At 69.1% G+C, this 22466-nt stretch carries 26 protein-coding genes and 1 tRNA gene; 14 read left to right on the forward strand and 13 right to left on the reverse strand.

Going from position 1 to position 22466, the window contains the following annotated elements; translation table 11 throughout:
- The first annotated feature begins 126 nt into the window (after window positions 1-126).
- On the forward strand, window positions 127-969 hold the full coding sequence (locus ACIHFE_RS08515) for an aldo/keto reductase (RefSeq protein WP_400105077.1): 843 nt from the start codon (window positions 127-129) through the stop codon (window positions 967-969).
- A gap of 171 nt (window positions 970-1140) precedes the next feature.
- On the opposite strand, the gene ACIHFE_RS08520 is transcribed toward ACIHFE_RS08515, so the two are convergent.
- Entirely contained in the window at window positions 1141-1446 is a 306-nt protein-coding gene (locus tag ACIHFE_RS08520; RefSeq protein WP_400105078.1) for a 4a-hydroxytetrahydrobiopterin dehydratase, read from the reverse strand.
- Between the two features lie 145 nt (window positions 1447-1591).
- Here ACIHFE_RS08520 and ACIHFE_RS08525 point away from each other — a divergent pair, with 145 nt between their 5' ends.
- Window positions 1592-2398, forward strand: coding sequence for a helix-turn-helix domain-containing protein (locus tag ACIHFE_RS08525; RefSeq protein WP_400105079.1), 807 nt, complete (start codon window positions 1592-1594; stop codon window positions 2396-2398).
- Between the two features lie 124 nt (window positions 2399-2522).
- Window positions 2523-3476 (forward strand): IS481 family transposase, encoded by a 954-nt coding sequence (locus tag ACIHFE_RS08530; RefSeq protein WP_400105080.1) that lies wholly within the window; start codon window positions 2523-2525, stop codon window positions 3474-3476.
- Here ACIHFE_RS08530 and ACIHFE_RS08535 read toward each other — a convergent pair.
- The 5 genes from ACIHFE_RS08535 to ACIHFE_RS08555 all read right to left on the reverse strand — a co-directional run bounded on the left by ACIHFE_RS08535 (window position 3457) and on the right by ACIHFE_RS08555 (window position 7004).
- The gene (locus tag ACIHFE_RS08535) at window positions 3457-3834 is read right to left on the reverse strand and encodes a nuclear transport factor 2 family protein (protein ID WP_400105570.1); all 378 of its coding nucleotides are present in this window, start codon (window positions 3832-3834) and stop codon (window positions 3457-3459) included. The genes ACIHFE_RS08530 and ACIHFE_RS08535 overlap by 20 nt on opposite strands.
- Before the next feature lie 195 nt (window positions 3835-4029).
- Complete coding sequence (locus tag ACIHFE_RS08540) at window positions 4030-5430, reverse strand: amino acid permease (RefSeq protein ID WP_400105081.1); 1401 nt, start codon at window positions 5428-5430, stop codon at window positions 4030-4032.
- A 304-nt stretch (window positions 5431-5734) separates the two neighbouring features.
- The gene (locus ACIHFE_RS08545; RefSeq protein WP_400105082.1) at window positions 5735-6292 is read right to left on the reverse strand and encodes an RICIN domain-containing protein; all 558 of its coding nucleotides are present in this window, start codon (window positions 6290-6292) and stop codon (window positions 5735-5737) included.
- 302 nt (window positions 6293-6594) lie between these two features.
- The gene (locus ACIHFE_RS08550; RefSeq protein ID WP_400105083.1) at window positions 6595-6720 is read right to left on the reverse strand and encodes a hypothetical protein; all 126 of its coding nucleotides are present in this window, start codon (window positions 6718-6720) and stop codon (window positions 6595-6597) included.
- Between the two features lie 20 nt (window positions 6721-6740).
- The gene (locus tag ACIHFE_RS08555) at window positions 6741-7004 is read right to left on the reverse strand and encodes a hypothetical protein (protein ID WP_400105084.1); all 264 of its coding nucleotides are present in this window, start codon (window positions 7002-7004) and stop codon (window positions 6741-6743) included.
- Window positions 7005-7147: 143 nt separating this feature from the next.
- On the opposite strand from ACIHFE_RS08555, the gene ACIHFE_RS08560 reads away from it, so the two are divergent.
- Entirely contained in the window at window positions 7148-7504 is a 357-nt protein-coding gene (locus tag ACIHFE_RS08560) for a helix-turn-helix domain-containing protein (RefSeq protein WP_400105085.1), read from the forward strand.
- Here the strand turns inward: ACIHFE_RS08560 and ACIHFE_RS08565 are convergent.
- Window positions 7463-8662 carry an RNA-guided endonuclease InsQ/TnpB family protein gene (locus ACIHFE_RS08565; RefSeq protein ID WP_400105086.1) on the reverse strand — a complete coding sequence of 400 codons (1200 nt, stop codon included), beginning with the start codon at window positions 8660-8662 and terminating at the stop codon, window positions 7463-7465. The genes ACIHFE_RS08560 and ACIHFE_RS08565 overlap by 42 nt on opposite strands.
- A gap of 50 nt (window positions 8663-8712) precedes the next feature.
- Here ACIHFE_RS08565 and tnpA point away from each other — a divergent pair, with 50 nt between their 5' ends.
- From tnpA to ACIHFE_RS08585, 4 genes are all read left to right on the forward strand, one after another.
- Window positions 8713-9141 carry an IS200/IS605 family transposase gene (tnpA, locus tag ACIHFE_RS08570; RefSeq protein ID WP_400105087.1) on the forward strand — a complete coding sequence of 143 codons (429 nt, stop codon included), beginning with the start codon at window positions 8713-8715 and terminating at the stop codon, window positions 9139-9141.
- Between the two features lie 104 nt (window positions 9142-9245).
- Window positions 9246-9881: a DUF5753 domain-containing protein gene (locus tag ACIHFE_RS08575; protein ID WP_400105088.1), complete on the forward strand. Its 636-nt coding sequence runs from the start codon at window positions 9246-9248 to the stop codon at window positions 9879-9881.
- Window positions 9787-10029: a DUF397 domain-containing protein gene (locus tag ACIHFE_RS08580; protein WP_400105089.1), complete on the forward strand. Its 243-nt coding sequence runs from the start codon at window positions 9787-9789 to the stop codon at window positions 10027-10029. The genes ACIHFE_RS08575 and ACIHFE_RS08580 overlap by 95 nt, the downstream gene beginning before the upstream one ends.
- A gap of 206 nt (window positions 10030-10235) precedes the next feature.
- Window positions 10236-10922, forward strand: coding sequence for a hypothetical protein (locus ACIHFE_RS08585; RefSeq protein ID WP_400105090.1), 687 nt, complete (start codon window positions 10236-10238; stop codon window positions 10920-10922).
- A 61-nt stretch (window positions 10923-10983) separates the two neighbouring features.
- Here the strand turns inward: ACIHFE_RS08585 and ACIHFE_RS08590 are convergent, their stop codons facing one another.
- A complete protein-coding gene (locus ACIHFE_RS08590; RefSeq protein WP_400105571.1) occupies window positions 10984-11919 on the reverse strand; it encodes a polymorphic toxin-type HINT domain-containing protein in 936 nt (311 codons plus the stop codon).
- A 128-nt stretch (window positions 11920-12047) separates the two neighbouring features.
- Here ACIHFE_RS08590 and ACIHFE_RS08595 point away from each other — a divergent pair, with 128 nt between their 5' ends.
- Window positions 12048-12575, forward strand: coding sequence for a GNAT family N-acetyltransferase (locus tag ACIHFE_RS08595; RefSeq protein WP_400105091.1), 528 nt, complete (start codon window positions 12048-12050; stop codon window positions 12573-12575).
- A 21-nt stretch (window positions 12576-12596) separates the two neighbouring features.
- Here ACIHFE_RS08595 and ACIHFE_RS08600 read toward each other — a convergent pair whose 3' ends face one another.
- Window positions 12597-13631, reverse strand: coding sequence for an MBL fold metallo-hydrolase (locus ACIHFE_RS08600; RefSeq protein WP_400105092.1), 1035 nt, complete (start codon window positions 13629-13631; stop codon window positions 12597-12599).
- Window positions 13632-13721: 90 nt separating this feature from the next.
- On the reverse strand, window positions 13722-14930 hold the full coding sequence (locus ACIHFE_RS08605) for an aminotransferase class I/II-fold pyridoxal phosphate-dependent enzyme (RefSeq protein WP_400105093.1): 1209 nt from the start codon (window positions 14928-14930) through the stop codon (window positions 13722-13724).
- 206 nt (window positions 14931-15136) lie between these two features.
- Between ACIHFE_RS08605 and ACIHFE_RS08610 the strand changes: the two genes are divergently transcribed.
- Together ACIHFE_RS08610 and ACIHFE_RS08615 are read left to right on the forward strand one after the other, a co-directional pair.
- Window positions 15137-15985, forward strand: a complete 849-nt coding sequence (locus ACIHFE_RS08610) for a class I SAM-dependent methyltransferase (RefSeq protein ID WP_400105094.1) — start codon at window positions 15137-15139, stop codon at window positions 15983-15985.
- A 10-nt stretch (window positions 15986-15995) separates the two neighbouring features.
- Window positions 15996-16346, forward strand: a complete 351-nt coding sequence (locus ACIHFE_RS08615) for a VOC family protein (RefSeq protein ID WP_400105095.1) — start codon at window positions 15996-15998, stop codon at window positions 16344-16346.
- A gap of 246 nt (window positions 16347-16592) precedes the next feature.
- Here ACIHFE_RS08615 and ACIHFE_RS08620 read toward each other — a convergent pair whose 3' ends face one another.
- Both ACIHFE_RS08620 and ACIHFE_RS08625 read right to left on the reverse strand, forming a co-directional pair.
- Window positions 16593-17996: a CoA transferase gene (locus ACIHFE_RS08620; protein WP_400105096.1), complete on the reverse strand. Its 1404-nt coding sequence runs from the start codon at window positions 17994-17996 to the stop codon at window positions 16593-16595.
- Complete coding sequence (locus tag ACIHFE_RS08625) at window positions 17993-19417, reverse strand: hypothetical protein (RefSeq protein ID WP_400105097.1); 1425 nt, start codon at window positions 19415-19417, stop codon at window positions 17993-17995. Before ACIHFE_RS08625 ends, ACIHFE_RS08620 begins: the two co-directional genes overlap by 4 nt.
- Before the next feature lie 149 nt (window positions 19418-19566).
- Here ACIHFE_RS08625 and ACIHFE_RS08630 point away from each other — a divergent pair.
- A tRNA-Lys gene (locus ACIHFE_RS08630) sits at window positions 19567-19640 on the forward strand.
- A 91-nt stretch (window positions 19641-19731) separates the two neighbouring features.
- Here ACIHFE_RS08630 and ACIHFE_RS08635 read toward each other — a convergent pair.
- Window positions 19732-20070, reverse strand: coding sequence for a hypothetical protein (locus ACIHFE_RS08635; protein ID WP_400105098.1), 339 nt, complete (start codon window positions 20068-20070; stop codon window positions 19732-19734).
- A gap of 229 nt (window positions 20071-20299) precedes the next feature.
- On the opposite strand from ACIHFE_RS08635, the gene ACIHFE_RS08640 reads away from it, so the two are divergent.
- Window positions 20300-20983, forward strand: coding sequence for a 2OG-Fe(II) oxygenase (locus ACIHFE_RS08640; RefSeq protein ID WP_400105099.1), 684 nt, complete (start codon window positions 20300-20302; stop codon window positions 20981-20983).
- A 9-nt stretch (window positions 20984-20992) separates the two neighbouring features.
- A complete protein-coding gene (locus ACIHFE_RS08645; RefSeq protein WP_400105100.1) occupies window positions 20993-22456 on the forward strand; it encodes a hypothetical protein in 1464 nt (487 codons plus the stop codon).
- Window positions 22457-22466 lie beyond the last annotated feature (10 nt).

Genomic DNA, 22466 nt, shown 5'->3' on the forward strand with positions numbered 1-22466 from the left:
GACCTGCTTCAAGCCCGCGAAAATTCATCCCCGGACCCGGGAATGCCCCGGAGGCAAAGCCGGTTGACGCCTGAGCAAGCAGAGCAAACCCGCAAACCCCCGGACACAGCGAAGGATCGATTGCTTGTGAGCACGGCCCCTTCCCTCACCCTCAACAACGGCGTGCGGATGCCGCAGCTGGGCTTCGGCGTATGGCAGGTCCCGGACGAAGAGGCCCCGGCCGTCGTCACGGCCGCCCTCGAAGCCGGTTACCGCAGCATTGACACCGCCGCGGTCTACCGGAACGAGGAGGGCACCGGAAAGGCGCTGGCCGCGTCGGGTATCCCCCGTGACGAGCTGTTTGTCACCACCAAGCTGTGGAACTCCGCCTCCGAGACCTGGACGCGGGAGAACGTCCTGCGCGAGTTCGACGCCTCGCTGACCCGGCTCGGCCTGGACCACATCGACCTGTACCTGATCCACTGGCCGCGCGCCATGCGCGACGACTACCTGACCATCCTGCGCACCTTCGCGGAGATCGCCGAGAGCGGGCGGGCCAGGGCTATCGGAGTCTCCAACTTCCAGCCCGCGCACCTGGAGCGGCTGATCGCCGAGACCTCCGTGGTCCCGGCCGTCAACCAGATCGAGCTGCACCCCTACCTCCAGCAGTCCGAACTGCGCGCCCTGCACGCCCGCCACGGCATCGTCACCGAGGCCTGGTCGCCGCTCGGCCAGGGCCGGGAGCTGCTGGGCGACCCGGTGGTCAGCCGCCTGGCCGCCAAGCACGGCCGGACCCCGGCGCAGATCGTGCTGCGCTGGCACCTTCAGCTGGGCAATGCGGCCATCCCCAAGTCAGTGACCCCGTCCCGGATCCGCGAGAACCTGGATGTCTTCGGCTTCCAGCTGGACGAGGAGGACATGACGGCACTCGCCGCGCTGGACAGCGGCACCCGGCTGGGGCCCGACCCCGACGAGTTCGACCAGTCCTGATCCAAGTCCCCATCCAGGCCCCTGGAATCCAAGCCCCTGAAATCCAAGCCTCTGGACCGCCGCGCCGGCCGAACGTCATCGAACGTTCCACGGCGCCGGCCGGCCCCGTCCGTGTGCCGCGGGGGTAGCACACGGGCGGGGCCCTTGGCTCCGGTCCAGCGGGGGCTTCGCTCAGCGGGCTCCGTGGCCCGGCGCCACCGCCTCGATGCGACGGGCCAGTTCGACGTCCAGGCCGGTGACCTTGCCGCCCACACTATGCGTGTTGACCGCCAGCGCCACCGTGTTGTATCCCAGCGTCAGCTCGGCGTGGTGACCCAACTCCTCCTGGATCTGGGCGATATGAATCACCAGCGCCGCTGCGGCGAAGTGCCCGTCGAAGGAGTATTTGCGGCTGATCCGCACCCCGTCCGTACTCCAGCCGGGCAGCTCCTTCAGGCGCTCCTCCACGTCCTTCTGCGAGAGCGGTTCAACGCTCATGAGGCATCCCCTTCATCGCGGGTATCTCGCAGTATCTCGCGCTGTCCGGCGGATGTCGCGCGGACATCGGTATGGGCCATTGGCAAGGAAAGCCTGCCACGGGGCGCCTCGGTCCGCGCGCCGGAGGCAGGTTACGGTCGGCCCCATGACCACTGTTGCAGCCGCCCCAACCGTCGGTCCCATGCTGCGCGAATGGCGGGTCCGACGGCGCCTGAGCCAGCTGGACCTCGCCCTGCGCGCCGACTCCTCGGCCCGGCACATCAGTTTTATCGAGAACGGCCGCTCCCGGCCCAGCCAGGAGATGGTGCTCCGCCTGTCGGACCACCTGGACGTGCCGGTCCGGGAGCGCAACGCCCTGCTGATCGCCGCCGGTTACGCCCCGCATTACTCGGAGCGTCCCCTGAACGACCCCTCTATGCATGAACTGCGCGCGGCACTGGACCAACTGCTGCACGCCTACGAGCCGTTCCCGGCCCTGGTGGTGGACGGCACCTATCAGGTGGTGGCCGCCAACCAGGGCATCGCCATGCTGCTGGCGGGCGTCGACGAGGAACTGCTGGCCCCGCCGCTGAACGCGATGCGGGTGACCCTGCACCCCCGTGGCATGGCCCCACGCATCCGCAACTACGGCGAGTGGCGCGGCCATCTGCTGCACCAGATGGAACGCCAGCTGGCCGTGGTCCGCTCGCCCGAGCTGCGCGCCGTCTACGAAGAGGTCAGCGGCTATCCCCCGCCGGACCCCTGCGGCGAGGATCTCGCCGCCTCGGGCGGCCGTACGGCCCCCTTCGCACTGCCCCTGATGATCGAACACGACGGCCGGACCCTGTCCTTCATCTCGGCCATCGCCACCTTCAACACCCCCATGGACGTGACCGTCTCCGAACTGGCGCTGGAGACCTTCCTCCCCGCCGACCCGGAGACGGCCGCGTATCTGCATGCGGTCAGGCGCTAGGTGTTCTGTCCCGGGAGGTTGTGGACGGGTGATGCAGGTCTCGGCTGAGGGATCTTGAAACGGGTGAGGGCCTTCTGGCCTGGTGTGGATTGCGACATCTGCACCAGCGACAAGAAAGGCCCTCGTGCCTCACCGTAACGCACCCCTGACCCAGACCGGCCGTCTGCGCCTGGCCCGCTGCGTGGTCGAGGACGGATGGCCGCTGCGCAGAGCCGCCGAACGCTTCCAGGTCTCACCGACCACCGCCCAGCGGTGGGCCGACCGCTACCGCCGGCACGGCGAGGCGGGCATGGCCGACCGTTCCAGCCGCCCGCACCACAGCCCGCGCCGTACCCCGACCCGCACCGAACGACGGATCATCAAGGTCCGCGTCCTGCGCCGGTGGGGCCCGGCCCGCATCGCCCACCTGCTCGGCCTGGTCCCCTCGACCGTGCACCGCGTGCTGACCCGGTTCGGCCTGGCCCGCCTGACGCACCCGGACCGCGCCACTGGCCGCGTCATACGCCGCTACGAACGGGCACGGCCAGGGGAGTTGGTGCACGTGGACATCAAGAAACTCGGCAACATCCCCGACGGCGGCGGCCACAAGGCGCTCGGCCGGCAAGCAGGCCGCAAGACCCGCTCCGGCGCCGGGTACAGCCACATCCACACCGCCGTCGACGACCACTCCCGCCTCGCCTACAGCGAGATCCACACCGACGAGCGCAAGGAGACCGCCACCGCCTTCTGGACCCGTGCCCAGGAGTTCTTCGCCAAGGCAGGGATCACCGTCGAGCGGGTGCTGACCGACAACGGAGCCTGCTACACGTCACACCCCTGGCGCGATGTGCTGGCGGCGGCCGGGATCACACACAAGCGCACCCGGCCCTACCGGCCCCAGACCAACGGCAAGGTCGAACGCCTGAACCGCACCCTGCTCGACGAATGGGCCTACGCGAAGCCCTACCGCAACGAACAGGAACGACGCGACGCCTTCCCCCAGTGGCTGCACACCTACAATCACCACCGCGGACACACCGCGCTGGGAGGCAAACCACCCGCCAGCCGCGTCCCCAACCTCACAGGGCAATACAGCTAGGCAGCCGGTCCAGGAAGCCGAGGACGGAGCGGATGCGGCCGTCCTCGGCCAGGGTGATCACATCGGACCCGGCCACCGGCGCCGACCCGTCCACCACCGAGACCAGCTCCCAGGAGAAGCGCGCGGTGTCATGGTGGCCGTCCACGGCCCCGCTCAGCCGGAACTCAAAGCCCGGGAACTGCTGTTGGGCCCCCGCTATCACCGCCGCCAGCCCCTGGTGCCCGCTGACCTGGGCCAGCGGGTCGGTGTAGGACCCGTCCTCGGTCCAGGCCGCGGCCACCGCCTTGGCCCGGGCGGCCTCGTCACCGGCGTTCCACGCCTCGAAGTAGCGGGCGACGGCAACCTCGTACCGCGACATCTGCTGCGTCTGCGACATGGTGAACTCCCCTGTTCATAGGTCCGTTGGGGACCCCCGGGCCCGAGTGCGCGGGCCCGGCGGCCATGCCCCAACCTTGCCGCGAGCGCTCATGGTGCGCGATTACCGCCGAGGTAATGCGACGACCCGGGCGGTTGTTCACCACCCGGGTCGTCTGAGGAACCTTTTCGCTCGAGCTCAGCTGCTGACGGCCTCCGCCGCCGGCGCCGGCTCGGCGGTCTCCGCCTCGGCCTCGGCCCCCGCCTCGTCCTGCGGCTGCTGCGCCGTGCGGCGGGCAGCCATCCAGGCGTAGACGATCACGCCCACGAAGAGGAAGAGCACGCCCTGGTAGACCGCCGCGTACCCGGCGCCCGCCACCAGCCAGAAGGAGAAGGCGAACGCACCCAGGGCGAGCACCATGTCCCGGGTCAGCCGGGCCGGCTGGACCTTGTCGCGCTGGCCCTTCAGCAGGAAGTACACCTGAGCCGCGGAGGCCAGCAGATAGGGGACGGTCGCGGAGAAGGTGGTGACCAGCACCAGGATGTTGAAGACCCCGCCGGAGCCGGAGAAGTAGTTGATCACCGTCAGCCCGGTGGCCAGCACCGCCGCCGCCAGCACACCCACCGTGGGCACCCCGCGCCGCTTGCGGCCGAAGGCCGCCGGGAACAGGCCGTCCTTGGCCGCCGCGTACGGGGACTGGGCGCTCATCAGCGTCCAGCCGTTGAGCGCACCCACGATGGAGATCACCGCGGAGGCCGCGATCAGGGTGCCGCCCCAGTGGCCGCCGAACATCGCGTCCATCGAGTCCGAGAACGGCGCGGTGGACTTGGCCAGCTTGTCGTGCGGGACCGTGCCGAACACCGACACCGTGCCCAGCAGGTACACCAGCGCCGCACCGATGGTGCCCAGCACGCTGGCCCGGCCGACATTGCGCTTGGGGTCGCGGACCTCGCCGGCGCTCACCGCCGCCGACTCCACACCCACATAGCTGTAGAGCAGGATCGCGGCCGAGGCGGTCAGGCCGCTGGTCCAGCTGGTGCCGCCCTCGGTGAAGTGACCCAGGTTCTTGGGGTCGAAGTAGAAGAGTCCGACCACGGCCACAAACAGCAGCGGCAGGAACTTCAGCACCGTGGAGATCATCTGCACCGCACCCACCCAGCGGGTACCCGCCAGGTTGGCCAGCGCCGGAAGCCACAGCATGGCCAGCGCGATGACCAGGTCGGCGTTCTTGGAGGGGTTGCTGCCGACCATCACATGGAAGTAGCCCACACCGGCCACGGCCAGCGCCGCGTTGCTGACCCAGGCCATGGTCCAGTACGACCAGGCGGAGAGGAACCCGGCGAAGTCGCCGAACGCCTCACGCACATAGACATACGGTCCACCGGTCCGCGGATACCGCTCGGCGAGCTTCCCGAAGACCAGAGCCAGGGCGATCGCACCGATCGTCAGCACGCCGAAGGCGAGCAGACTGACGGTGCCGAACGGGGCGACCGAGGCAGGCAGCAGAAAGATGCCGCCGCCGATGATGTTCCCCATGACCAGCGTGATCGCTGCGGGGAGGCCGAAGCGGCGCACGGGGGTGCCGTCGGTGTCTTGCATGGGGTGATGTGCCTCTCATCCTGCGGGCAGGTCGCAGATGTATGCGACCGTCCACATAGTGAGTGTTCAAGAGCGGGGCGCAAAATCGCTTCTCTTTGTCCCGCGCAGTGCCCCTTACGGCCGCAAAAGCTGCCGCGATCCGGACCACCCACCGTCATTCGTCCACCACCCGCCGATCAAACGGAATCGGGCAGTCCGCACGTTCGCGACCCGATTGGTCGGCACGAAGTGCATCAAACGCGCGAAATCCACCATACGCAGACATTGCGGTACGCACTGTGACGGCGGTCACTCAGCGGATCGCCTAATAAGCGTTGTCGACCCACCAGGACTGGTAGCCGGAGTTCTTCGACGGGTCGTTGCACGGGTAACCACGGACGCCGTACTCGGAGTCGTCCAGACAGTTCCACGGGGCGTCGATGCCGTTGCGCAGCACCTGGATGGTGGAGCCATAACTGGTATTGAAGAGCTCCAGCGCCCACTTCTGGTAGCCGTTGGCGAAGCTGGGATAGTTGCACTCGTAGGTGCGCAGACCGTAGTCGGAGGACCAGTCGAGACAGCGGCCGGTGTTGACGTTCTGGAGCTGGCCGTAGCCGGAAGACCAGTTGATGACGCGCCAACGCTGCCAGCCACCGTCGACGCTGTTCTGGTTGCACTCATAGGTGCGCAGGTTGAAGTCGTTGGAGTCGTCGAGGCAGCCGCCCGTCCAGTGCGAGCCAATGATGTAGTCGTGCCCTACCTGCCAGCTGTAGGCGATGCCGCCGTCGGCGTGGGCGGCGGTGGCACCGGAGACACTGACGCCGACGGCGACCGCGAGTGCGCCGGCTGATCCCGCGAGGCGCTTTCCGAGCTTCTTGAGCATGGTGCCCTCCCCTGTGAAGACAGGGGCCCAGGCCGACGAGCCGGGCCCCGCATCCGATCGCGCCCGAACCTTCCCACCGCCATGGACACGCCATAAGGGCATGGACATATCAACATCTGGAACCGGAGCCTCTGCCGCCGGGGCCGGGGCGCCCCGTAAGGGGCGCGGGGAACTGCGCGACCAGCCACAGACGGCCCGCACCCAAAACGTAACGAGGGCGCCGGCCGCCCCATGGGCAACACCTGCCCCCGGGGCGACGGCGCGGTCCAAGGGCCTTCGGACACGAGGGAGCCCCCCACCCATCAATGCACCTCCCGCAGATGCCGCCCCATCACCACACACCACCTCTCCGCCGCCGCGCGCCGCCCCTCCCGTACGGCCGCGTAGTACGCCGCCTTGATCCGCGCACACGCCGCACACCGCGGCACCGGCCGCTCCTCCCCGCCCTTCACCCCAGCCCGCCCCGCCGGCTCCTGGCGTTGACCGCCGCCACCTCAGCACTCAGCCGGCGCTCCGTGGCCCGGTAGGCCAGCAACGCCTCGGCAACCAGGCGCGCCTCCGCAACCCGCAACGGCCCGAACAGGCTCACATACACCTCCCCGCCCTCCGCACACGGCTCGGCAACGACCTGCACCGCATGCCCATGCACCCGGAACGCGTCATGCAACTCCCGGGCCGTACGCGCGGCCACCTCACGTGCTGTTGTAGTCATCAAACCCATGCCCCTTACCTCTGGCGTGGGGCCTTTCCCCACTTCGCCTCGACGATCTCCCCTCCGGCGGTAGCTTCAACAGCCCCTGGCTCTTGACAACCGCGAACCATAAACCGCACATGCCGGTTGACCTGGGAGGGCCGATGCCACCCAAGACCCTGGACCCGTCAACCTCCGCTGCCGCCTTCTACGGCTGGAACCTGCGCGAGGAACGGCTCCGTATGAACCTGACCCAGCGGAGGCTGGGCGCGGCCGTCCATGTCACCAACACCCGCATCGCCCAGATCGAACGCGCCACCGGCGCGCCGCCGACGCTGGACAACTCCCGTACCTTCGACCACTTCTTCAAGAAGAACAGCTTCTTCGAATCCCTCTGGCAGATGGTGCGCAGAGAGCGCTTCCCGGACAAGTACCGCCGGTTCGTGACTCCTCCATCCCGTAATCGGGGTGGCTTCTCGCTATGCCGGTTGGGCTTCGCGACGGGCCAGCCCGGCCCGTAGAACGTTCAGGGCGCCCACCGTGTCCGCGTGCGCCTTGTGGCCGCACGCCTGACAGTGGAACTTCTCCTGTGTGGGCCGGTTTTCCTTGGCGGTGTGCCCGCATTCGGGGCACCGCCGGGAAGTGTTGCGGGGGTCCACGGCCATCACTTCCCGCCCGGCACTTGCAGCCTTTGCGTTCAGGATCGCGAGGAACACCCCCCATCCGGCATCAGCGATCGAGCGGTTCAAACCGGCCTTGGCGGCACCCCCGTTGGGCAAGAAAGCGCCCGGCTTGCCGGGATCGGGCTTCGGTGCGGGGGCCTTGCTCATGTCGCGGATCCTGAGGTCTTCATACGCGATGAAATCGTGTTCCCGCACAAGGCCAAGCGCGGTCTTGTGTGCGTGGTCGAGCCGCTGGCGGCGCACCTTACGGTGCAGCCGGGCCACCTTCTCGACCGCCTTGCGGCGGCGCTTGGAACCGCGCTTGCACCGGCTCAGGGCTTGCTGGGCCTCTCCCAGTTTCGTGGCGGCCTTCCGGCCGTGCCGCGGGTTCTCGATGAACCCTCCGTTGGAGTCGGCGAGGAAGTGGGCTATGCCCATGTCGATACCGGCCACAGAGCCCGTTGCGGGCAGCGGCCCGGGCTCGGTCTGCTCGGCGGTCAGGATCACATACCAGCGCTTTCCCTCACGCTTGACCGAGATCGTCTTGACCTTGCCGGCCACGGGCCGGTGCTGGTGCACGCGGACGTGCCCGACACCTTGCAGCCGGACACGGGTCACCGGGTCGCGCGGCGTGGAGTCCCAGCGGCAGCCATCGCCGTCCTTGGGGAAGTCCACCGTGTCAAAGCGGCCGATCCCACGGTAGCGCGGGTATCCAGGTTTCTCACCGGCCTTGATCCGGCGGAAGAACGCGGCGAACGCCTTGTCCAGCCGCCGCAAGGTCGCCTGCTGGGAAGAGAAGGACCAGCGGCCCTGAGGCTCCGGGTCCCATGCCCGGATCTCCTTGAGCTGCGCGGACTGCTGCCCGTACGTGATGCTCGTCTTCGAAGGGTGCCGCCAGGCGCCGCGGCGTTCCTGCAACGCGCCGTTGTAGAGCGAGCAGTGATCCCGCAGCATCTCAGCAAGCGCGATCGTCTGGCCCACGGTAGGCCGCATGAGGAACGTGTACGCACGGATCATCCGGCCCACCCCCCCGGTTCAAGTCGGGGCGACCACCCTACACTTGGTTCATGTCACCACGCTGGGAACCAAACCCCGAGGTGCGACGTGGCCGTCACGTCCTCCACAACCTGCACGCACACTTGGTGTTCGTCACCAAGTACCGGCGGAACGCCTTCAACGACGAAATGCTGACGCGCTGCGAAGAGATCATGCGAAACGTCTGCGCGGACTTCGACGCCGTCCTGATCGAGTTCAACGGCGAAGAGGACCATGTGCACCTTCTCGTGCACTACCCGCCGAAAGTCGCCCTGTCGAACCTGGTCAACTCCCTCAAAGGCGTCTCCTCCAGGTACCTGCGCGCCGAGTTCACCAGCCGCGCGAACCAGGCCACGATGCACGGACGATTCTGGTCAGGCTCGTACTTCGCCGGGTCCTGCGGCGGGGCACCGATCCAGGTAGTGAAGGACTACATCGAAAACCAGAAGCGCCCCGCCTGAGCGGGACAGCATTCCGGAGCGATGCTGCGGCGCTCCGCGCCGCAAGGCCCAGGATCGGATTCCCTCCCCGCCCTGAAGGCGGGGATTCCCTCCGAAGAAGAGGGATGGAGTTGGAGGCGCAGGCGTCTGCGATCGCCGCATACACCGTGGCCACGGTGCCCGGCCTGCTGCAAACCGAGGCATACGCCCGCGAGGTGCTCCGCCACGGCCTGACCTCATCGGAAGAGCAGCGCGAGAACTTCCTGGCCACCCGGCTGGACCGCCAGTCCATGCTCTCCTCCGTCAACCCCCCGCTCTACTGGGTCATCCTGGACGAGGCGGCGCTGCACAGGGCTTGTGGAGGCCCTCCCGTCATGCGCGAACAGCTCAGCCACCTCCTGGCCATGGCCGCGCGCCCGACCATCACCATCCAAATGCTCTCCTTCGCCAGCGGAGCCCACCCATCCATGGGCGGATCGCTGTTCGTTCTGGAGCTGCCAACCGGCAAGCGTGCGGCCTACACAGAGGACGCGTTCTCGGGAAGGCTGACAGAGGAGAGGCCGGAAGCCGCCGCCTACGCCCTGGCCTACGATCGACTCCGCGCCATGGCCTTGTCGCCAGACGACTCAATGGCACTCATCTCACGTGTGCTGGAGGAGAGTTACCGTGATCCCCACACCCCCACCCGACCTCAGCGGCGCCGCCTGGCGCAAGTCCAGCTACAGCAATCCGGACGGGGGCGAGTGCGTCGAAGTCGCTGACGACATACCCGGCGCCGTCCCCGTCCGCGACAGCAAACGCCTCCAAGACCCCAACGCCCAACCACTGATATTCCCCACCCCTACTTGGCGCACTTTCACCACGTCCCTGACCCAGGGCACCCTGCGCAGCAAAGCGAGGAGGTTGTGACCGCTGATTTTCCGGCTCAATCTCGAGCGTGGGCGCTCACCGCTTATGGATCGGTGCGAACCGTGTTGGGCACGAGGCCACCGATGGATCGCCCGCGTCCCCCGCCTTCTCGACCCTCCTTGGGTTGACTGCAGCCGTTGGAAGACACCCCACTGCTGGGCTACAGCAAGCCTCAAGAATCTTTTCGGCGGGGCATAATGACTCACATGAGCCCACTCGCCCCAACGGACAATCAGGGCCTGTTGCGTTTTCTACGGAGATGGTACGGCGCCCCGACGTCACCTAACACAAGATTGGAAAAATCACCCGAAATCCCCAGGGAACTCGTCGAGTGGCATGAATTCTCCAGTCAGTGGAACGGAGCTATCACGTCACACAACTACGCCATCCCCCTGTCAGAACTCACAATAGAGGACGAAAAGGTTCCATTCTGGGTCGAGAATCAAGGAACCAGGCTTTGGGCATTTGACCCGAATGGCGAAGACCACTTCGTATACGAGCGAGAACCATGCGACGAGCCCACTCCATGGAAGCGGACTGATGAACAGCTCTCAGAATTTTTGATTCACGCCACAGTCGTCGAGGCAATCCTCGGTGCTCCTGCACGGAAAGTCGCAGAAGGAGTACAAATGGATTGGCTCTTGTCTCAGGAATGGAGTCACGAGTTCCCTTTTCCTGCCTGGAACTGGCCTACTCGCGACTCGCGCATCCTCTTCGGTGAGGATTGGCTTTCTCTCGTCCATCCGAGCAGTAGCTCTCCAACAGGGTACGACGTTACTCTGGCAGCGCTTACGGTGGAGGATCTAGCATGGGCAGAGAATACCTCAGGAATCAAGTGGCGCTCCTATTCCGACATTCAGGACTACACAACGAATGACCCACCCCCCTGGTAGCTAGCCAAAACATAAATCGGCGGCCGATCCACCGGACCGGCCGCCGATTTACTTTCCCAAGTCAGTCAGGAAGTCCCACGAATTTCTCGGTCCTCTGCGGCGAGACAACCCACAACTGGGCACCCTCGGGCAACATTTCAGGCAAGGTGCTTCTGCATGTTCCACACATTCCCGTCGGATAGTCGATGTAGAGCACCGCCTTTCTGATTCCTGGATTCATGCGCAAGAAGGCTGCCGCATGCGTCTCCACATGCTCTGCATTAGCCCCCGCCCGACCCGGAAGATCCTTGAGAAGCCCCGCCTGTCCTCCTGGGCCACTGATCATCGGAAGCTGATCATTCCCGACATCAAGAATTCCCACTGTGCGCCGAGGGCAGTCCTTCTGCAAGTCCTTCAGGCTAGGCCCACAATTTACATTGTGCACCAACACCGGGGTCTTACCAGCAAGCACATAGTAGGTGTGAACCCCGCTGACCGTGAGGTCATGCGTCCGCTGCCGCTTGACGAAATGCCTGGTCGCCCTGACCCGGAGGAACTCGCCCTTCTCAGTGCGCAGACGGGAGCCCGGGCGGAGCTCGCCCGCGTTGACCCACTTCCGTTCGGTCGGCTCCCAGAACGGATGGGTGTCCGTCGCGATGACGCTCGCCGCGCCCCGCTCCGTTTCCACCGTCAGGTCGGTGAAGTCCTTGTCATGCCGGGTGTCGAAGGTCGCGACGACCTCACGTGACGTCGCTTTCCCCGTATCGGGGTCCGTTGCCAGGACCTTGTCGCCCGTCTTCACGTCCTCGATGGGCTTACTGCTGCCGTCCCCAGGGCTCCCATGGTCAGCGTCAGACCTAACCCACCTGCCACGACTCCGCCCAGCACCCGTCTTCGGGCACGACAAAACATCCCCCCAGCCCTCCCCAAAGCTGAATGTGAAGACCAGATAAAGGTCGTGAGATGGGACAGTAAAGGGATGGCCTAGGTGCGGTCCAGACCTCGGAAATGCCAACATCCCCGCACCAATTAGCGCATTCACCCCACCGACTCCGGTGTCCTGTGTCACACCGACCACCAGGAGTAACAATCCACCCGCCCAAACCCACAAGTGCCCCACCCCCCGCCCCTGGGCAGGATCCCCCCATGACGATCACTCTCAACACCCCCAGGCTGACCCTGCGCCGCTGGCGCGAGGACGACATCGAGGCGATGGCGGCGATCAACTCCGACCCGGAAGTGATGCGTTGGATCGGCGATGGATCCGTACGCGACCGGGCGCAGACGGCGGCCGGGATCGCCGCCTGGGAGGAGGAGTGGGAGGAGCGCGGGATCGGGCTGTTCGCGGCGGAGTTGCGGGAGGAGAAGCAGCTGGTGGGGTTTGTCGGGCTGATGGTGCCGGCGTATCTGCCGGAGGTCATGCCCGCGGTGGAGATCGGCTGGCGGCTGGGCCGGTCCTACTGGGGGCGGGGGCTGGCTACCGAAGGGGCCCGTGCGGTACTGGACTTCGCGCTGCGTGAGCGGGACCTGGCGCGGGTGGTGAGTGTGCACCACACCGGGAACACCGCCTCCGAACGGATCATGCTCAAGCTGGGGATGCGGCGGGAACGGGAGACCGTACACCCGGAGTTTGGCATTCCGCTGCGGGTGTATGTGCTGGAGACACAGTCATAGGAGGATCCAGGCCATAAGGATCTAGGCCAGCGCCGCCGGGTAGGTCTCCGCGTCCACCGGCGGCAGGACGCGGGAGCCCCCCACCGGCAGGTCCCACAGTTCGTCCCGGGGCCGTCCGGTCGTCTCCCAGGCCAGGCGCAGCCGGCGGAGGGGTTCCAGCGGGGGCTCGGCGGAGAGCAGGAAGGTGCCCCAGTGCATGGGGGCGAGGTAGCGGGCGCCGACGTCCTGGAAGGCGCGGACGGCCTCCTCCGGGTCGGTGTGCACGGGGGCCAGCATCCAGCGCGGGTTATAGGCGCCGATGGGCAGCAGGGCGATGTCAATGCCCGGGTAGCGGGCGCCGATGCGCTGGAACCAGTGGCCGTAGCCGGTGTCCCCGGCGAAGTAGACCCGCTGGCCGCTGGGGGCGGTGAGTACCCAGCCGCCCCACAGCGAGCGGCAGGTGTCGGTGACGGTGCGCTTGCTCCAGTGGTGAGCGGGGACGAAGTCCAGGCGCACCGGCCCGGCCGGGCCGGGCAGTTCGACCGCCTCCCACCAGTCCAGCTCGGTGACATTGCTGAAGCGGCGGCGCCGGGCCCAGCGGGCCAGTCCGGCGGGCAGCAGCAGCGGGGTGTCGCGGGGCAGCCGTTTGAGGGTGGGGGCGTCCAGGTGGTCGTAGTGGTTGTGGCTGATGACCACGGCGTCGATCCGGGGCAGGTCCGCCCAGTCGACGCCGACCGGGGTGATCCGGGCCGGGGTGCCCAGGATTCTGCGGGACCATACGGGGTCGGTGAGCACGGTGAGTCCGCCGATGCTGATCACCCAACTGGCGTGTCCGGCCCAGGTGGTGGCGATGGTGGCGGCGTTGACCACGGGCAAGGGGGCGGGTTCCACCGGGAGTTCGGCGATCTCGCGCAGGGAGGCGGCGCTGGGGCGCAGCTGCCCCTCCCGGGCCAGCCGGGCCAGGGCCCGTACGCCGGGCAGGGGTGAGGTCAGCCGGTCGGTGAACGCCCGGGGCCAGATGCGGTGTTCGCCGAGGCGGCGCGGCTGGGCCAGGGGGCGCTCGGTCTGTTCGGTCATCGACAGGCTCCATTCGGCGTGGGCCGGCCGGACCGGTGCGGCGGCGGCCCGCTCATCGACGTCGGGTCAGACGGTGAGTCAGACAGCGGGTCAGGTGGCGGCGAGTTCACCGAACACCGCTCCCAGTGTGGCCAGTGCCGTGCCAACGACCGGTGACCGCAGCGGGTCGGCCGCGTCAAGGGCCTGTAGCCGCTGGTCGTCGCCGGCCCCGAGCAGTGGCAGCACCGACAGCCGTACCCGCAGCGCGTCCGGGTCGTCGCCGAAGCGGTGGCCGCCGGGCACCGGGTGGCCCAGCACCGTGCTCAGCCGTTCCTCCAGTTCCACCGAGTCGGTGATGGCCCGGGCCGCCAGGGCCTCCCGTAGTTCACCGAGGTCGGCGTAGAGGTGCGGACCGGTCTGTGGCGGCCGGGCGAGCACCCCGGCCTCGGCGGTGCGCCGGTGGACCGCGCGGGCGACGGTTCCGTACAGCCGCGCGGCGGCCGCGGCGCGGGCCGCCACGGCGGCCGGTTCGGTCAGCGCGTACTCGGCGGCGACCGCCACCGGCGGCGGCAGCTCGGCCCGCAGCGCGGTGAGCACGGCCTGGGCCCGGGTGCGCAGGGTGAGGCCGGCCGGCGAGGAGGGGAACAAGGCGACGGCGGCGGGCCAGGCGGCGGGGAGCAGCACACCGGACAGTTCGGTGAGCACCACCACCCGCTCGTGGTCCATCTCCGCCGGTCCGACGAACACGGTGGCATGGGCGTCATGCCGTATGTCGCGCCAGGTCTCGTCGCTGATCACGGTGAGTCCCTCGGCCGCGGCCGCCTCACAGACCTCGTGCAGGATCTCCGGCGGGGCGATGGTGCCGGTGGTGTCATCGGCGACCGAGAGCACCAGGAAGCGGGGTCTGCCGCCCTCGGTGCGGATCCGGCGGACGGTCTCCAGCAGCGCGAAGGGATCGGGGACGCCGCCGCACTCGGCCGGTACCGGCACGTGGTAGGCCAGCCGCCCCGCCAGCCGGGCCAGCGGCGCGTACCAGGTGGCGCAGGGCCTGGTCAGCAGGACCTCGCCGCCGGCCGAGGCGAGCAGTGCCAGCAGCAGTGCCTGGGGGCCGGGCGCGGCCAGTACATCGGCGGGACGGGCGGACAGCCCGCGCCGCGCCCAGTAACCACAGGCGGCCTCACGCAGCGCGGCTCCGCCGCCGAGCGGCTCGGGTGTGGTGCGGGACGCGGTGCGGGTCAGCCGGTCCGCCAGTTCCGGCAGCACCGGAAGGCCGCGTTCCGGTGCGGGGAACGCGGGCAGCGCCGGAGAGCCTTTCCGCATCCCTGTGCACCTCCGCGCCGCGCCCGGTTTTCCGCCACCTTCGCAGACCACGGGGGTATGTGCCGGACGGACGCGGACGTGCGGGTGAAGCCATGTCTCGTATCGCAAGACACCCCTCTCGCATGCTGAGAGCCACGCGTACGGTGAACGGGTCGGACGCTGCCGTTGCAGGTCGAACACTGCCGTTGCAGGAGGAGGGGACCACCATGCCCGAACCGTCGACGGACCCGAAAGAGCGCCCCGGCGGGGCCGTCTATGTGCACGGCCACCATGAGTCGGTGCTGCGCTCACACAGCTGGCGCACGGCCGCCAACTCGGCCGCCTATCTGCTGCCCGAACTGCGGCCCTCGATGCGGATCCTGGACATCGGCTGCGGTCCGGGCACCATCACCGCCGATCTGGCCGCCCTGGTCCCGCAGGGCCGGGTGACCGGGCTGGACCCGGCCGGGTCCGTACTGGAGCGGGCCCGTTCAATGGCCGCCCAACGCGGCCTGGACAACCTGGAGTTCACCACCGGCGATGTGCGGGCGCTGGACTTTCCGGATGGTTCCTTCGATGCCGTCCACGCCCACCAGGTGCTTCAGCACCTCGCCGACCCGGTGGGGGCGCTGCGGGAGATGCGCCGGGTGTGCCGGCCGGGCGGGCTGATCGCGGTGCGCGATGGCGACTACGCGGCCATGCACTGGTATCCGCTGTCGCCGGGCCTGGACGAGTGGCAACGGCTGTACCCACGGGTCGCCCGTGCGAGTGGCGGCGAGCCGGACGCCGGGCGGCGGCTGCTGTCCTGGGCCCGGTGCGCGGGGCTGACGGACGTCACCGCCACGGCGAGCGCCTGGTGCTATGCCACTCCCGCGGATCGCGCCTGGTGGAGCGAGCTCTGGGCGGAGCGGACCCTGGCTTCCTCCTACGCCCGGCTCGCGGTGGAGGGCGGGCATACGGACCGCGCGGGCCTGGAGCGGATCGCCGAGGCATGGCGGGAGTGGGGACGCCACCCCGACGCCTGGTTCTCGGTGCCCTCCGGTGAACTGCTGTGCCGAGTCCCCTCGGCCAACTAGCCTGGTTTCCATGAACATTCTCGGGACTTCGCTCAGGGTGTGCGTCGGCGATCTGGAAGCGGCGATCGCCGTCTACGAACGGCTGACCGGGGCGGAGGCACTGCGCTTCCAGCGCGGCGGGGTGTCGGTCGCGGCGGTCGGCTGCTTCTTCCTGATGAGCGGGCCCGAGGCGGAGTTGTCCATCCTGCGCAAGATCACGGCGACCATAGCGGTGTCCGATGTGGACGAGGCCCTGGCCGATCTGCGGGCAGTGGGCGCGGAGATCATCGCGGGGCCGGTGCCGACGCCTATCGGACGGAACCTGGTGGCGCGGCATCCGGATGGGTCGGTGTTCGAGTACGTGGACCGCAAGGGGGATTGAGGGGCGGCACTGTTCGGGTGCGGGCCGGTGGTGGCCGGCCGCGCCCACGGGGCGGAGCCGCATAACGCAGCTGCCCCGCGCCCCTTGTGCGGCACACTGTTCGTTTCCGGTTCGGGCCGTGCGTGGCCGGTCGCGCCCATGCGGCCCAGCCGCATGAGCGCCGCAGCCCCGCGGCCCTTGCGGGGCGCCCCCCGTTCGTTTCAAGTGCGGACCATGGGTGGCTTGTGGCGCGGTTCCCCGCGCCCCTTAAGGGGCGCTCCACTCCGGCGCGTCCGTCCCCCAACGGCCCGGAATCCGCACCCAGTTGTCCGGTCCGCCATCGATGCTCACCGGCGGCAACGCATGGCGCAGCACCCCCAGTTCGCCGCGCGCCTCGGCCAGGTATGCCTCCGGCCGGTAGGGCCCGGGTGCCGCCCCCTGGTCCGGGGGCACGCTGTTGACCAGCCAGTTGGCGGTCTGGGCCAGGGCCAGTACGGCGTGGTACGTGCCACCGGCCGTGCGCTGTTCGGCCAGTGCCCGCAGGACGGCGGCGGCCATCAGATAGCCGGTGCCATGGTCCAGGGCCTGGGCGGGCAGCGCGCCCGGCCGGCCTTCGGCGTCGGCCTCGATCGCCGCGATGCCGCACGGCACCTGCACCAGGCTGTCGAAGCCGCGTCGCCCGCCCCAGGGTCCGTAATCGCCCCAGGCGCTCAACTGCCCGATGACCAGGCCGGGTCGGCGCTCGGCCAGGGCCCGGGCCGACAGCCCATGGCGGTCCAGTGCCCCGGGCCGGTAGCCGGTGATCACCACATCGGCCTTGGCCAACAGGCCCTCGAAGACGGCCCGGTCGGCCCGGCGGGCCAGGTCGAGCACGGTGGAACGCTTGCCGAACCCGGTGTCGTTATGCGCGTCCTGGCTCTCCGGCAGCCCCGGCGAGTCCACCCGCAGGACGTCCGCGCCCAGCAGCCCCAGGGTCCGGGTGGCCACCGGGCCGGCGATGACCCGGGTGAGGTCCAGCACCCGCAGCCCCTCGGCGGGCGCGCCGCCGGGGCCCAGCCGGCGCACCGGTGCGTCGCCGGTCCGCCGCAGTGACAGCAGCGGTCGCCGCGCCACTTCCGCGCCCTGCGGATGCGCCGCCCATTCCTCGGGCGTACGGGCCGCGACCGCCAGCCCACCGGCCGCGAAGACCGTTTCCTCCACCTCCGCCGCCCGTCGCCCGGCCAGTTCGGCGGCCACCCGCTCGACCAAGGCCCCTTCGTCGTCCGGGGCCATGGCGGCCAGGCCCAGCGCCTCGGTCAACCGTGCCCGGTGATGCGGGTAGTTGGCATGGGTGCGCACCCAGCCGTCCGCGGTGCGCCAGAAGCGCGACAGCGGGGCGAAGTTGACCGCCGCCCGGCCGTCCAGCCGCAGTTGCCGTTCGCTGAGGAAGGCGGTGGCCACCGCCCCGTCGTCCACCCGCACCCCGGGCGGCGTCCCGCCGTTGCGGGCCGCCGCCAGCTCCGCCGCCGCCAGGCCGCACACCGCGACCGTGGCCCGCGCCAACTCCCTTACCGGAAGCCGGGACGGCAGCACATCGCTCGGTCCCTGGTACCTGATGGACGCCACCCGTGCGGGGTCACCGCCCAGGGCCGCCCATGCCTGCTCCACCGCCTCAGTCGCTCGCTTGATCATGCGCGCAGTGTGGCACTCAGTGCCACCTGCTGGGAAGAGCGGTGCCATCCCGTTCGCGCCAGCACCGGCCCGGCCACCAGTGCCCTGGTGATGCCGGCCGGGGCGTTCCCCAGCCCATTGACCAGGCATTCATCATGGAGCAGGACGTGGACGATCTGCCGGCTGTACCGCTCCACGGATTCCGTGCGGAATCCCAGCGCCGGCCAGTCCCACACCGAGGCCAGATAGACGCCGTTGCGCACCGAATGGGGCTCCCCGGGATGGGTGGCGTCCACGACCGGCTGAACCGCCGTGCGCTTGGTGACGCTGCCCCCGACCAGGTCGATGATGACGGTGCCCCGGCGCAGTACGGCCAACAGGTCGCCATTGGTGATGATGTAGTCGCCGCCCTCACAACCGGTCTCGCGTTCCACGCCGTTGATAATGAGGTCGCTGTTGCGCAGATAGCGGCGGACCGCCGGCCGGCGGGTGGCCCGCCGGGTGAGGATGTCGGCTTGGGCGATGCCATGCCGCATGCATTCGTCCAGGGCACCGAAGGCCGCTCTGCCATATCCCAGAATGCTGACCCTGATGTCCCGCACGGTCCGTACGGCCGGGGATTTCCGCAGGGCCAGTTCAATGCCGAACAGGGCGCCCGCCCGGCCGGTTTCATGCAGGCAGTGGATTTTCCGGTCACCGCGCGGCCGCACCGGATATGCGGCCCGGAACTCACCCATGGCCGCGGTGGCGATGTCCGAGGAGATCTCGTCCAGGGCGTAGTGCCCGACGGTACGGCCCTGATGGGCGAACCGGACGGATACCGGATGCACATAACCCGGCAGTCCCGGCTGGGCCATATGCAGCGACCTGGGATCGCGCCGGGCGATGTACTGCAGCGCGCCGAATGCGTCCGGGGCGAATCCGGCGAAGGAGACGTCGAGTTCACCGGCGGCCTCCAGCCCGGACGGGACGCCGTCCAGCATCCGGCGCATGGCCAGCTGGCTGCGCACATAGGAGTCGGTGAGCACCTCGGGGCGCTCGTCGATCAGTTCCATGGCGAGGAGGTTGACGCCCCGGGCATCGGCCACCGCGGCCCGCATGGGCACGGAGCGCACATGGGCCATGCACAGCAGGGTCGATCCCGGGCTCATCCGCCACAACTCCTGGTGCGCGGGCCCGTTCAGCTTGATGACCAGGTCACTGCCCCGGTAGAGCTCGTCCCGGCCCTGGATCGCCACCCCGGCGGCCCGGTAGGCGGCGTCCGGAAACCCCATGGCACGGCCCGCACCGCTCTCCACGGCCACCGAGCAGCCATGCCGCACCAGTGCCGCCACGCCGTCGGGGGTGAGGGCCACCCTGGTCTCGGTACCTTCCGGGTCCTCGGGCGAGGCGTGCTCGGCGGCCAGCCCGATGTGCTGGAAAGGACTTGAGCCCACCGTCATTCTCCGACCCCCTTCCGTGACAAAACGCTGCCGAAGGTGACGGACGACTGTGGCCATGATGACAGCGGCGCGGTGGCTACGCCCGTTGGGAGCCGAACCAGGGGCCCGATTTGCCATGAACACGAGAGCGGGTAATATTCACCTCGCATGCGCCGCTAGCTCAGTTGGTTAGAGCAGCTGACTCTTAATCAGCGGGTCCGGGGTTCGAGTCCCTGGCGGCGCACATATGGGGCGGGTATTCCCATCGGGTGACCGAGGGGAATACCCGCCCTTTTTTCTGTCCGTTCCGCTGCGAGCGGTACGCACCTGCCCGGCTATCCGCGGCCGTGGAAAGGCAAGTTGGGCAGGTTGGGCAGATTCGGCAATGTCGGCAGGGTGGGCAGGGTCGGCTGGGCGGGTGTGTTGTCCGGCAGTCCCAGTGTCGGCAGCGTGGGCACCGTCGGCAGCGTGGGGTCCGCACCCGTCCCCATCGCACCACCGTGGTCGGCGGCGCAGCTGACGCCGTCCAGGGCGGCGGCCTCGCTCCGGTGGACGCCCGTGGACCGGGCCTCCATCGCCGAGGCGCTGTCGGTGACGGTCGCCGACAGAGTGGCGGCGAGCGCGGCCGCGCCGATCAGCGCGGCTATGCGGTCCTGTGCTGAGGATTCGGACATGGTGGGGCCTCCGTCCTGTTCAGGGGCTTCTGCTCTCAAGGCTTCTGCTCTCAGGACTTCTGCTTTCCCCAGGCCACGGTAGGCGGGCGGGCCGGGGCCCGCGCGGGGAGCTGGCCTGTTCGGGTGGCGGCCCGACACCGGTGGCGCACCCAAGTTTCGTATGACAAGCGGAGCGGGTAACGGTGGCCTCACCAACCAGGCGGCGGGGGCGAGCGCGGGAGGTGACGCGATGACCGAGAGCGTCGGTGTGGTGGAGACCACTCCGGACGGAACACCATCGTCCGCCGGAAACACGGTCTCGCTGGCGACCCAGTTCTGCCGGTTCGACGATGTCCTGGGCGCCACGGTGGCCGACCGGCTGCTGGAGGAGGCGTGCCTGGCACTGATGACGGAGGTCCGGGAGCAGGGCTCCGGCACGGAGATGCTGGTGCCGCCGTCCTGGCGCTGCGCCGAACAGACGGCGCGCTTCCCGGAACTGGCCCAGGCCCTGACCCGTCTGGCTCCGATGGTGATGACCATGCTGGGCGTCTCTCCGCTGCTGGGCGTCGCCCCGGGCAATGTCCGGGTGGCCTTTGGCTTCACCATGCACAACCAGCTCAGCCGGGACCCGATGCGGCAGCAGCCGCCGAGCCGGGACGCGGCCGGCGAGGGAGACGACCGCAAGATCAGCTTCCTCTACCATCTGCACCGCCGGCCGCGGGGCTTTCTGGGCGGACAGACCCGGATCTTCGACACCACCATCCGCGACGGACATCCGCAGGTGGCCGAGTCCTTCCGGGACGTTCAGCCCGACCATGACTCGCTGGTCTTCTTCCCCTCCGACGCCTGGTACCAGGTGCGGCCCGTGACCTGCCCGTCGGCCAAGCTGCTGGACAGCCGGTTCGCCTTCCACGGCTGGCTCGCCGCGTCCTAGGGACCTCTTATGACAACGCGAACCCCCCTGGCGACCACGGCGGAACCCACCGCCGCGACCCCCGGCCGCCTGACCGTCGGCATGGCCGTCCACGACGACTACGACGGCGCCTACTTCACCGTGCTGGCACTGCGGCTCTACCACCCCGAGGTCGCCGACCGGGTGGACATCCTGCTGCTGGACAACGACCCGGGCGGACCGGCCGCCGACGCCCTGCGCGCCCTGGAGGGCACCGTGCCCGGGCTGCGCTACCTGCCGGTGGACCACCTCAAGGGCACCGGGGTACGGGACATCATCTTCCGTGAGGCCCGTACCGAGTGGGTGATGTGCGTGGACTGCCATGTGCTGCTCGTCCCCGGCGCGCTGGCCCGCTTCCTCGGCTACGCGGACGCCCATCCGCGCTCGCGCGATCTGCTCCAGGGTCCGGTGCTCAATGACGACCTGTGCACGGTCCAGACCCATATGGACCCGGTGTTCAACAACCTCTTCGGGGTGTGGGGCTGCGACCCGCGCGGCATGGACCCGGACGCGCCGCCCTTCGAGATCGGCATGCAGGGGCTGGGGCTGTTCGCCTGCCGCAAGGACGCCTGGCTGGGCTTCAACCCCCGGATGCGCGGGCACGGCGGCGAGGAGGGCTATATCCACAAGAAGTACCGGGCGGCCGGTGCCCGGGTGCTGTGCCTGCCCTTCCTGCGCTGGACCCACCGGTTCGCCCGGCCGCACGGCGTCAGTTACCCGGTGGACGCGGCGGAGCGCTGCCGCAACTACCTGCTGGCCTGGGAGGAGGTGGGGATGGCCGTCGAGCCCGTGCTGGACTACTACCGGGAGACCTGTGGCGAGGTGGTGGAGCGCTGGCTGGCCGACTATGTCGCCGAGAAGAACCACCCGCTCAGCTACTTCGACGCCCTGGTCTGCGTCAACCCGGGCGGAAGCGCCACGGGTTGGGCCTCGGCCGGCCGCCGCCTGCGCCGCCTGGGCGTCGCGGACCGGGTACGCCGCCTGGTGCCGCCCGCGTCGGAGGACCCGCGCGCGGAACGAGCCCTGGCCCACCGGCTGGCCCTCGCCCAGGCCCGCCAGCAGGGCCTGGAGCATGTGCTGGTCTTCGAGGACCAGGTGGCCTTCCGCGAGGACGCCCGGACCGTCCTGGCCGCCAACCTCGCCGAACTGGCCGAGCAACGCTGGAACATCTGCCACCTCGGCGACGCCCAGCAGCGCGAGCCGGCCCCCGGCTGCCACCACCTCCAGACCACCCAGGGCCTGACCGCCACCCACGCCCTCGCCTACCACGCCCGCGTCTACGACCGCCTGCTGGCCGAACTGCCCTCCTCGGAAACGGAGATGCGGGCCTGGCTGGACACCCACACCGACCTCGACCGGTTCTACGCCCACCACCTGCCCGAAGGGGTCTTCGCGGTCTCCCCCACGGTGGCCGTTACCGACAGTCCCGGACGGGATTTGCTTCGAACGGCGTAGCGGGTAATAT

The organism is Streptomyces sp. NPDC052396 (genome assembly GCF_044593195.1).
Lineage (GTDB): Bacteria > Actinomycetota > Actinomycetes > Streptomycetales > Streptomycetaceae > Streptomyces.

What these genes read in the sequence shown, in the direction of transcription:
- ACIHFE_RS08520 (WP_400105078.1), bottom strand. Translation starts at nt 1,446, where the DNA reads ATGAGCGTTGAACCGCTCTCGCAGAAGGACGTGGAGGAGCGCCTGAAG.
- ACIHFE_RS08525 (WP_400105079.1), top strand. Translation starts at nt 1,592, where the DNA reads ATGACCACTGTTGCAGCCGCCCCAACCGTCGGTCCCATGCTGCGCGAA.
- ACIHFE_RS08535 (WP_400105570.1), bottom strand. Translation starts at nt 3,834, where the DNA reads ATGTCGCGGTACGAGGTTGCCGTCGCCCGCTACTTCGAGGCGTGGAAC.
- ACIHFE_RS08540 (WP_400105081.1), bottom strand. Translation starts at nt 5,430, where the DNA reads ATGCAAGACACCGACGGCACCCCCGTGCGCCGCTTCGGCCTCCCCGCA.
- ACIHFE_RS08545 (WP_400105082.1), bottom strand. Translation starts at nt 6,292, where the DNA reads ATGCTCAAGAAGCTCGGAAAGCGCCTCGCGGGATCAGCCGGCGCACTC.
- ACIHFE_RS08555 (WP_400105084.1), bottom strand. Translation starts at nt 7,004, where the DNA reads ATGACTACAACAGCACGTGAGGTGGCCGCGCGTACGGCCCGGGAGTTG.
- ACIHFE_RS08560 (WP_400105085.1), top strand. Translation starts at nt 7,148, where the DNA reads ATGCCACCCAAGACCCTGGACCCGTCAACCTCCGCTGCCGCCTTCTAC.
- ACIHFE_RS08565 (WP_400105086.1), bottom strand. Translation starts at nt 8,662, where the DNA reads ATGATCCGTGCGTACACGTTCCTCATGCGGCCTACCGTGGGCCAGACG.
- tnpA (WP_400105087.1), top strand. Translation starts at nt 8,713, where the DNA reads ATGTCACCACGCTGGGAACCAAACCCCGAGGTGCGACGTGGCCGTCAC.
- ACIHFE_RS08575 (WP_400105088.1), top strand. Translation starts at nt 9,246, where the DNA reads ATGGAGTTGGAGGCGCAGGCGTCTGCGATCGCCGCATACACCGTGGCC.
- ACIHFE_RS08585 (WP_400105090.1), top strand. Translation starts at nt 10,236, where the DNA reads ATGAGCCCACTCGCCCCAACGGACAATCAGGGCCTGTTGCGTTTTCTA.
- ACIHFE_RS08590 (WP_400105571.1), bottom strand. Translation starts at nt 11,919, where the DNA reads ATGTTGGCATTTCCGAGGTCTGGACCGCACCTAGGCCATCCCTTTACT.
- ACIHFE_RS08595 (WP_400105091.1), top strand. Translation starts at nt 12,048, where the DNA reads ATGACGATCACTCTCAACACCCCCAGGCTGACCCTGCGCCGCTGGCGC.
- ACIHFE_RS08600 (WP_400105092.1), bottom strand. Translation starts at nt 13,631, where the DNA reads ATGACCGAACAGACCGAGCGCCCCCTGGCCCAGCCGCGCCGCCTCGGC.
- ACIHFE_RS08605 (WP_400105093.1), bottom strand. Translation starts at nt 14,930, where the DNA reads ATGCGGAAAGGCTCTCCGGCGCTGCCCGCGTTCCCCGCACCGGAACGC.
- ACIHFE_RS08610 (WP_400105094.1), top strand. Translation starts at nt 15,137, where the DNA reads ATGCCCGAACCGTCGACGGACCCGAAAGAGCGCCCCGGCGGGGCCGTC.
- ACIHFE_RS08615 (WP_400105095.1), top strand. Translation starts at nt 15,996, where the DNA reads ATGAACATTCTCGGGACTTCGCTCAGGGTGTGCGTCGGCGATCTGGAA.
- ACIHFE_RS08620 (WP_400105096.1), bottom strand. Translation starts at nt 17,996, where the DNA reads ATGATCAAGCGAGCGACTGAGGCGGTGGAGCAGGCATGGGCGGCCCTG.
- ACIHFE_RS08625 (WP_400105097.1), bottom strand. Translation starts at nt 19,417, where the DNA reads ATGACGGTGGGCTCAAGTCCTTTCCAGCACATCGGGCTGGCCGCCGAG.
- ACIHFE_RS08635 (WP_400105098.1), bottom strand. Translation starts at nt 20,070, where the DNA reads ATGTCCGAATCCTCAGCACAGGACCGCATAGCCGCGCTGATCGGCGCG.
- ACIHFE_RS08640 (WP_400105099.1), top strand. Translation starts at nt 20,300, where the DNA reads ATGACCGAGAGCGTCGGTGTGGTGGAGACCACTCCGGACGGAACACCA.
- ACIHFE_RS08645 (WP_400105100.1), top strand. Translation starts at nt 20,993, where the DNA reads ATGACAACGCGAACCCCCCTGGCGACCACGGCGGAACCCACCGCCGCG.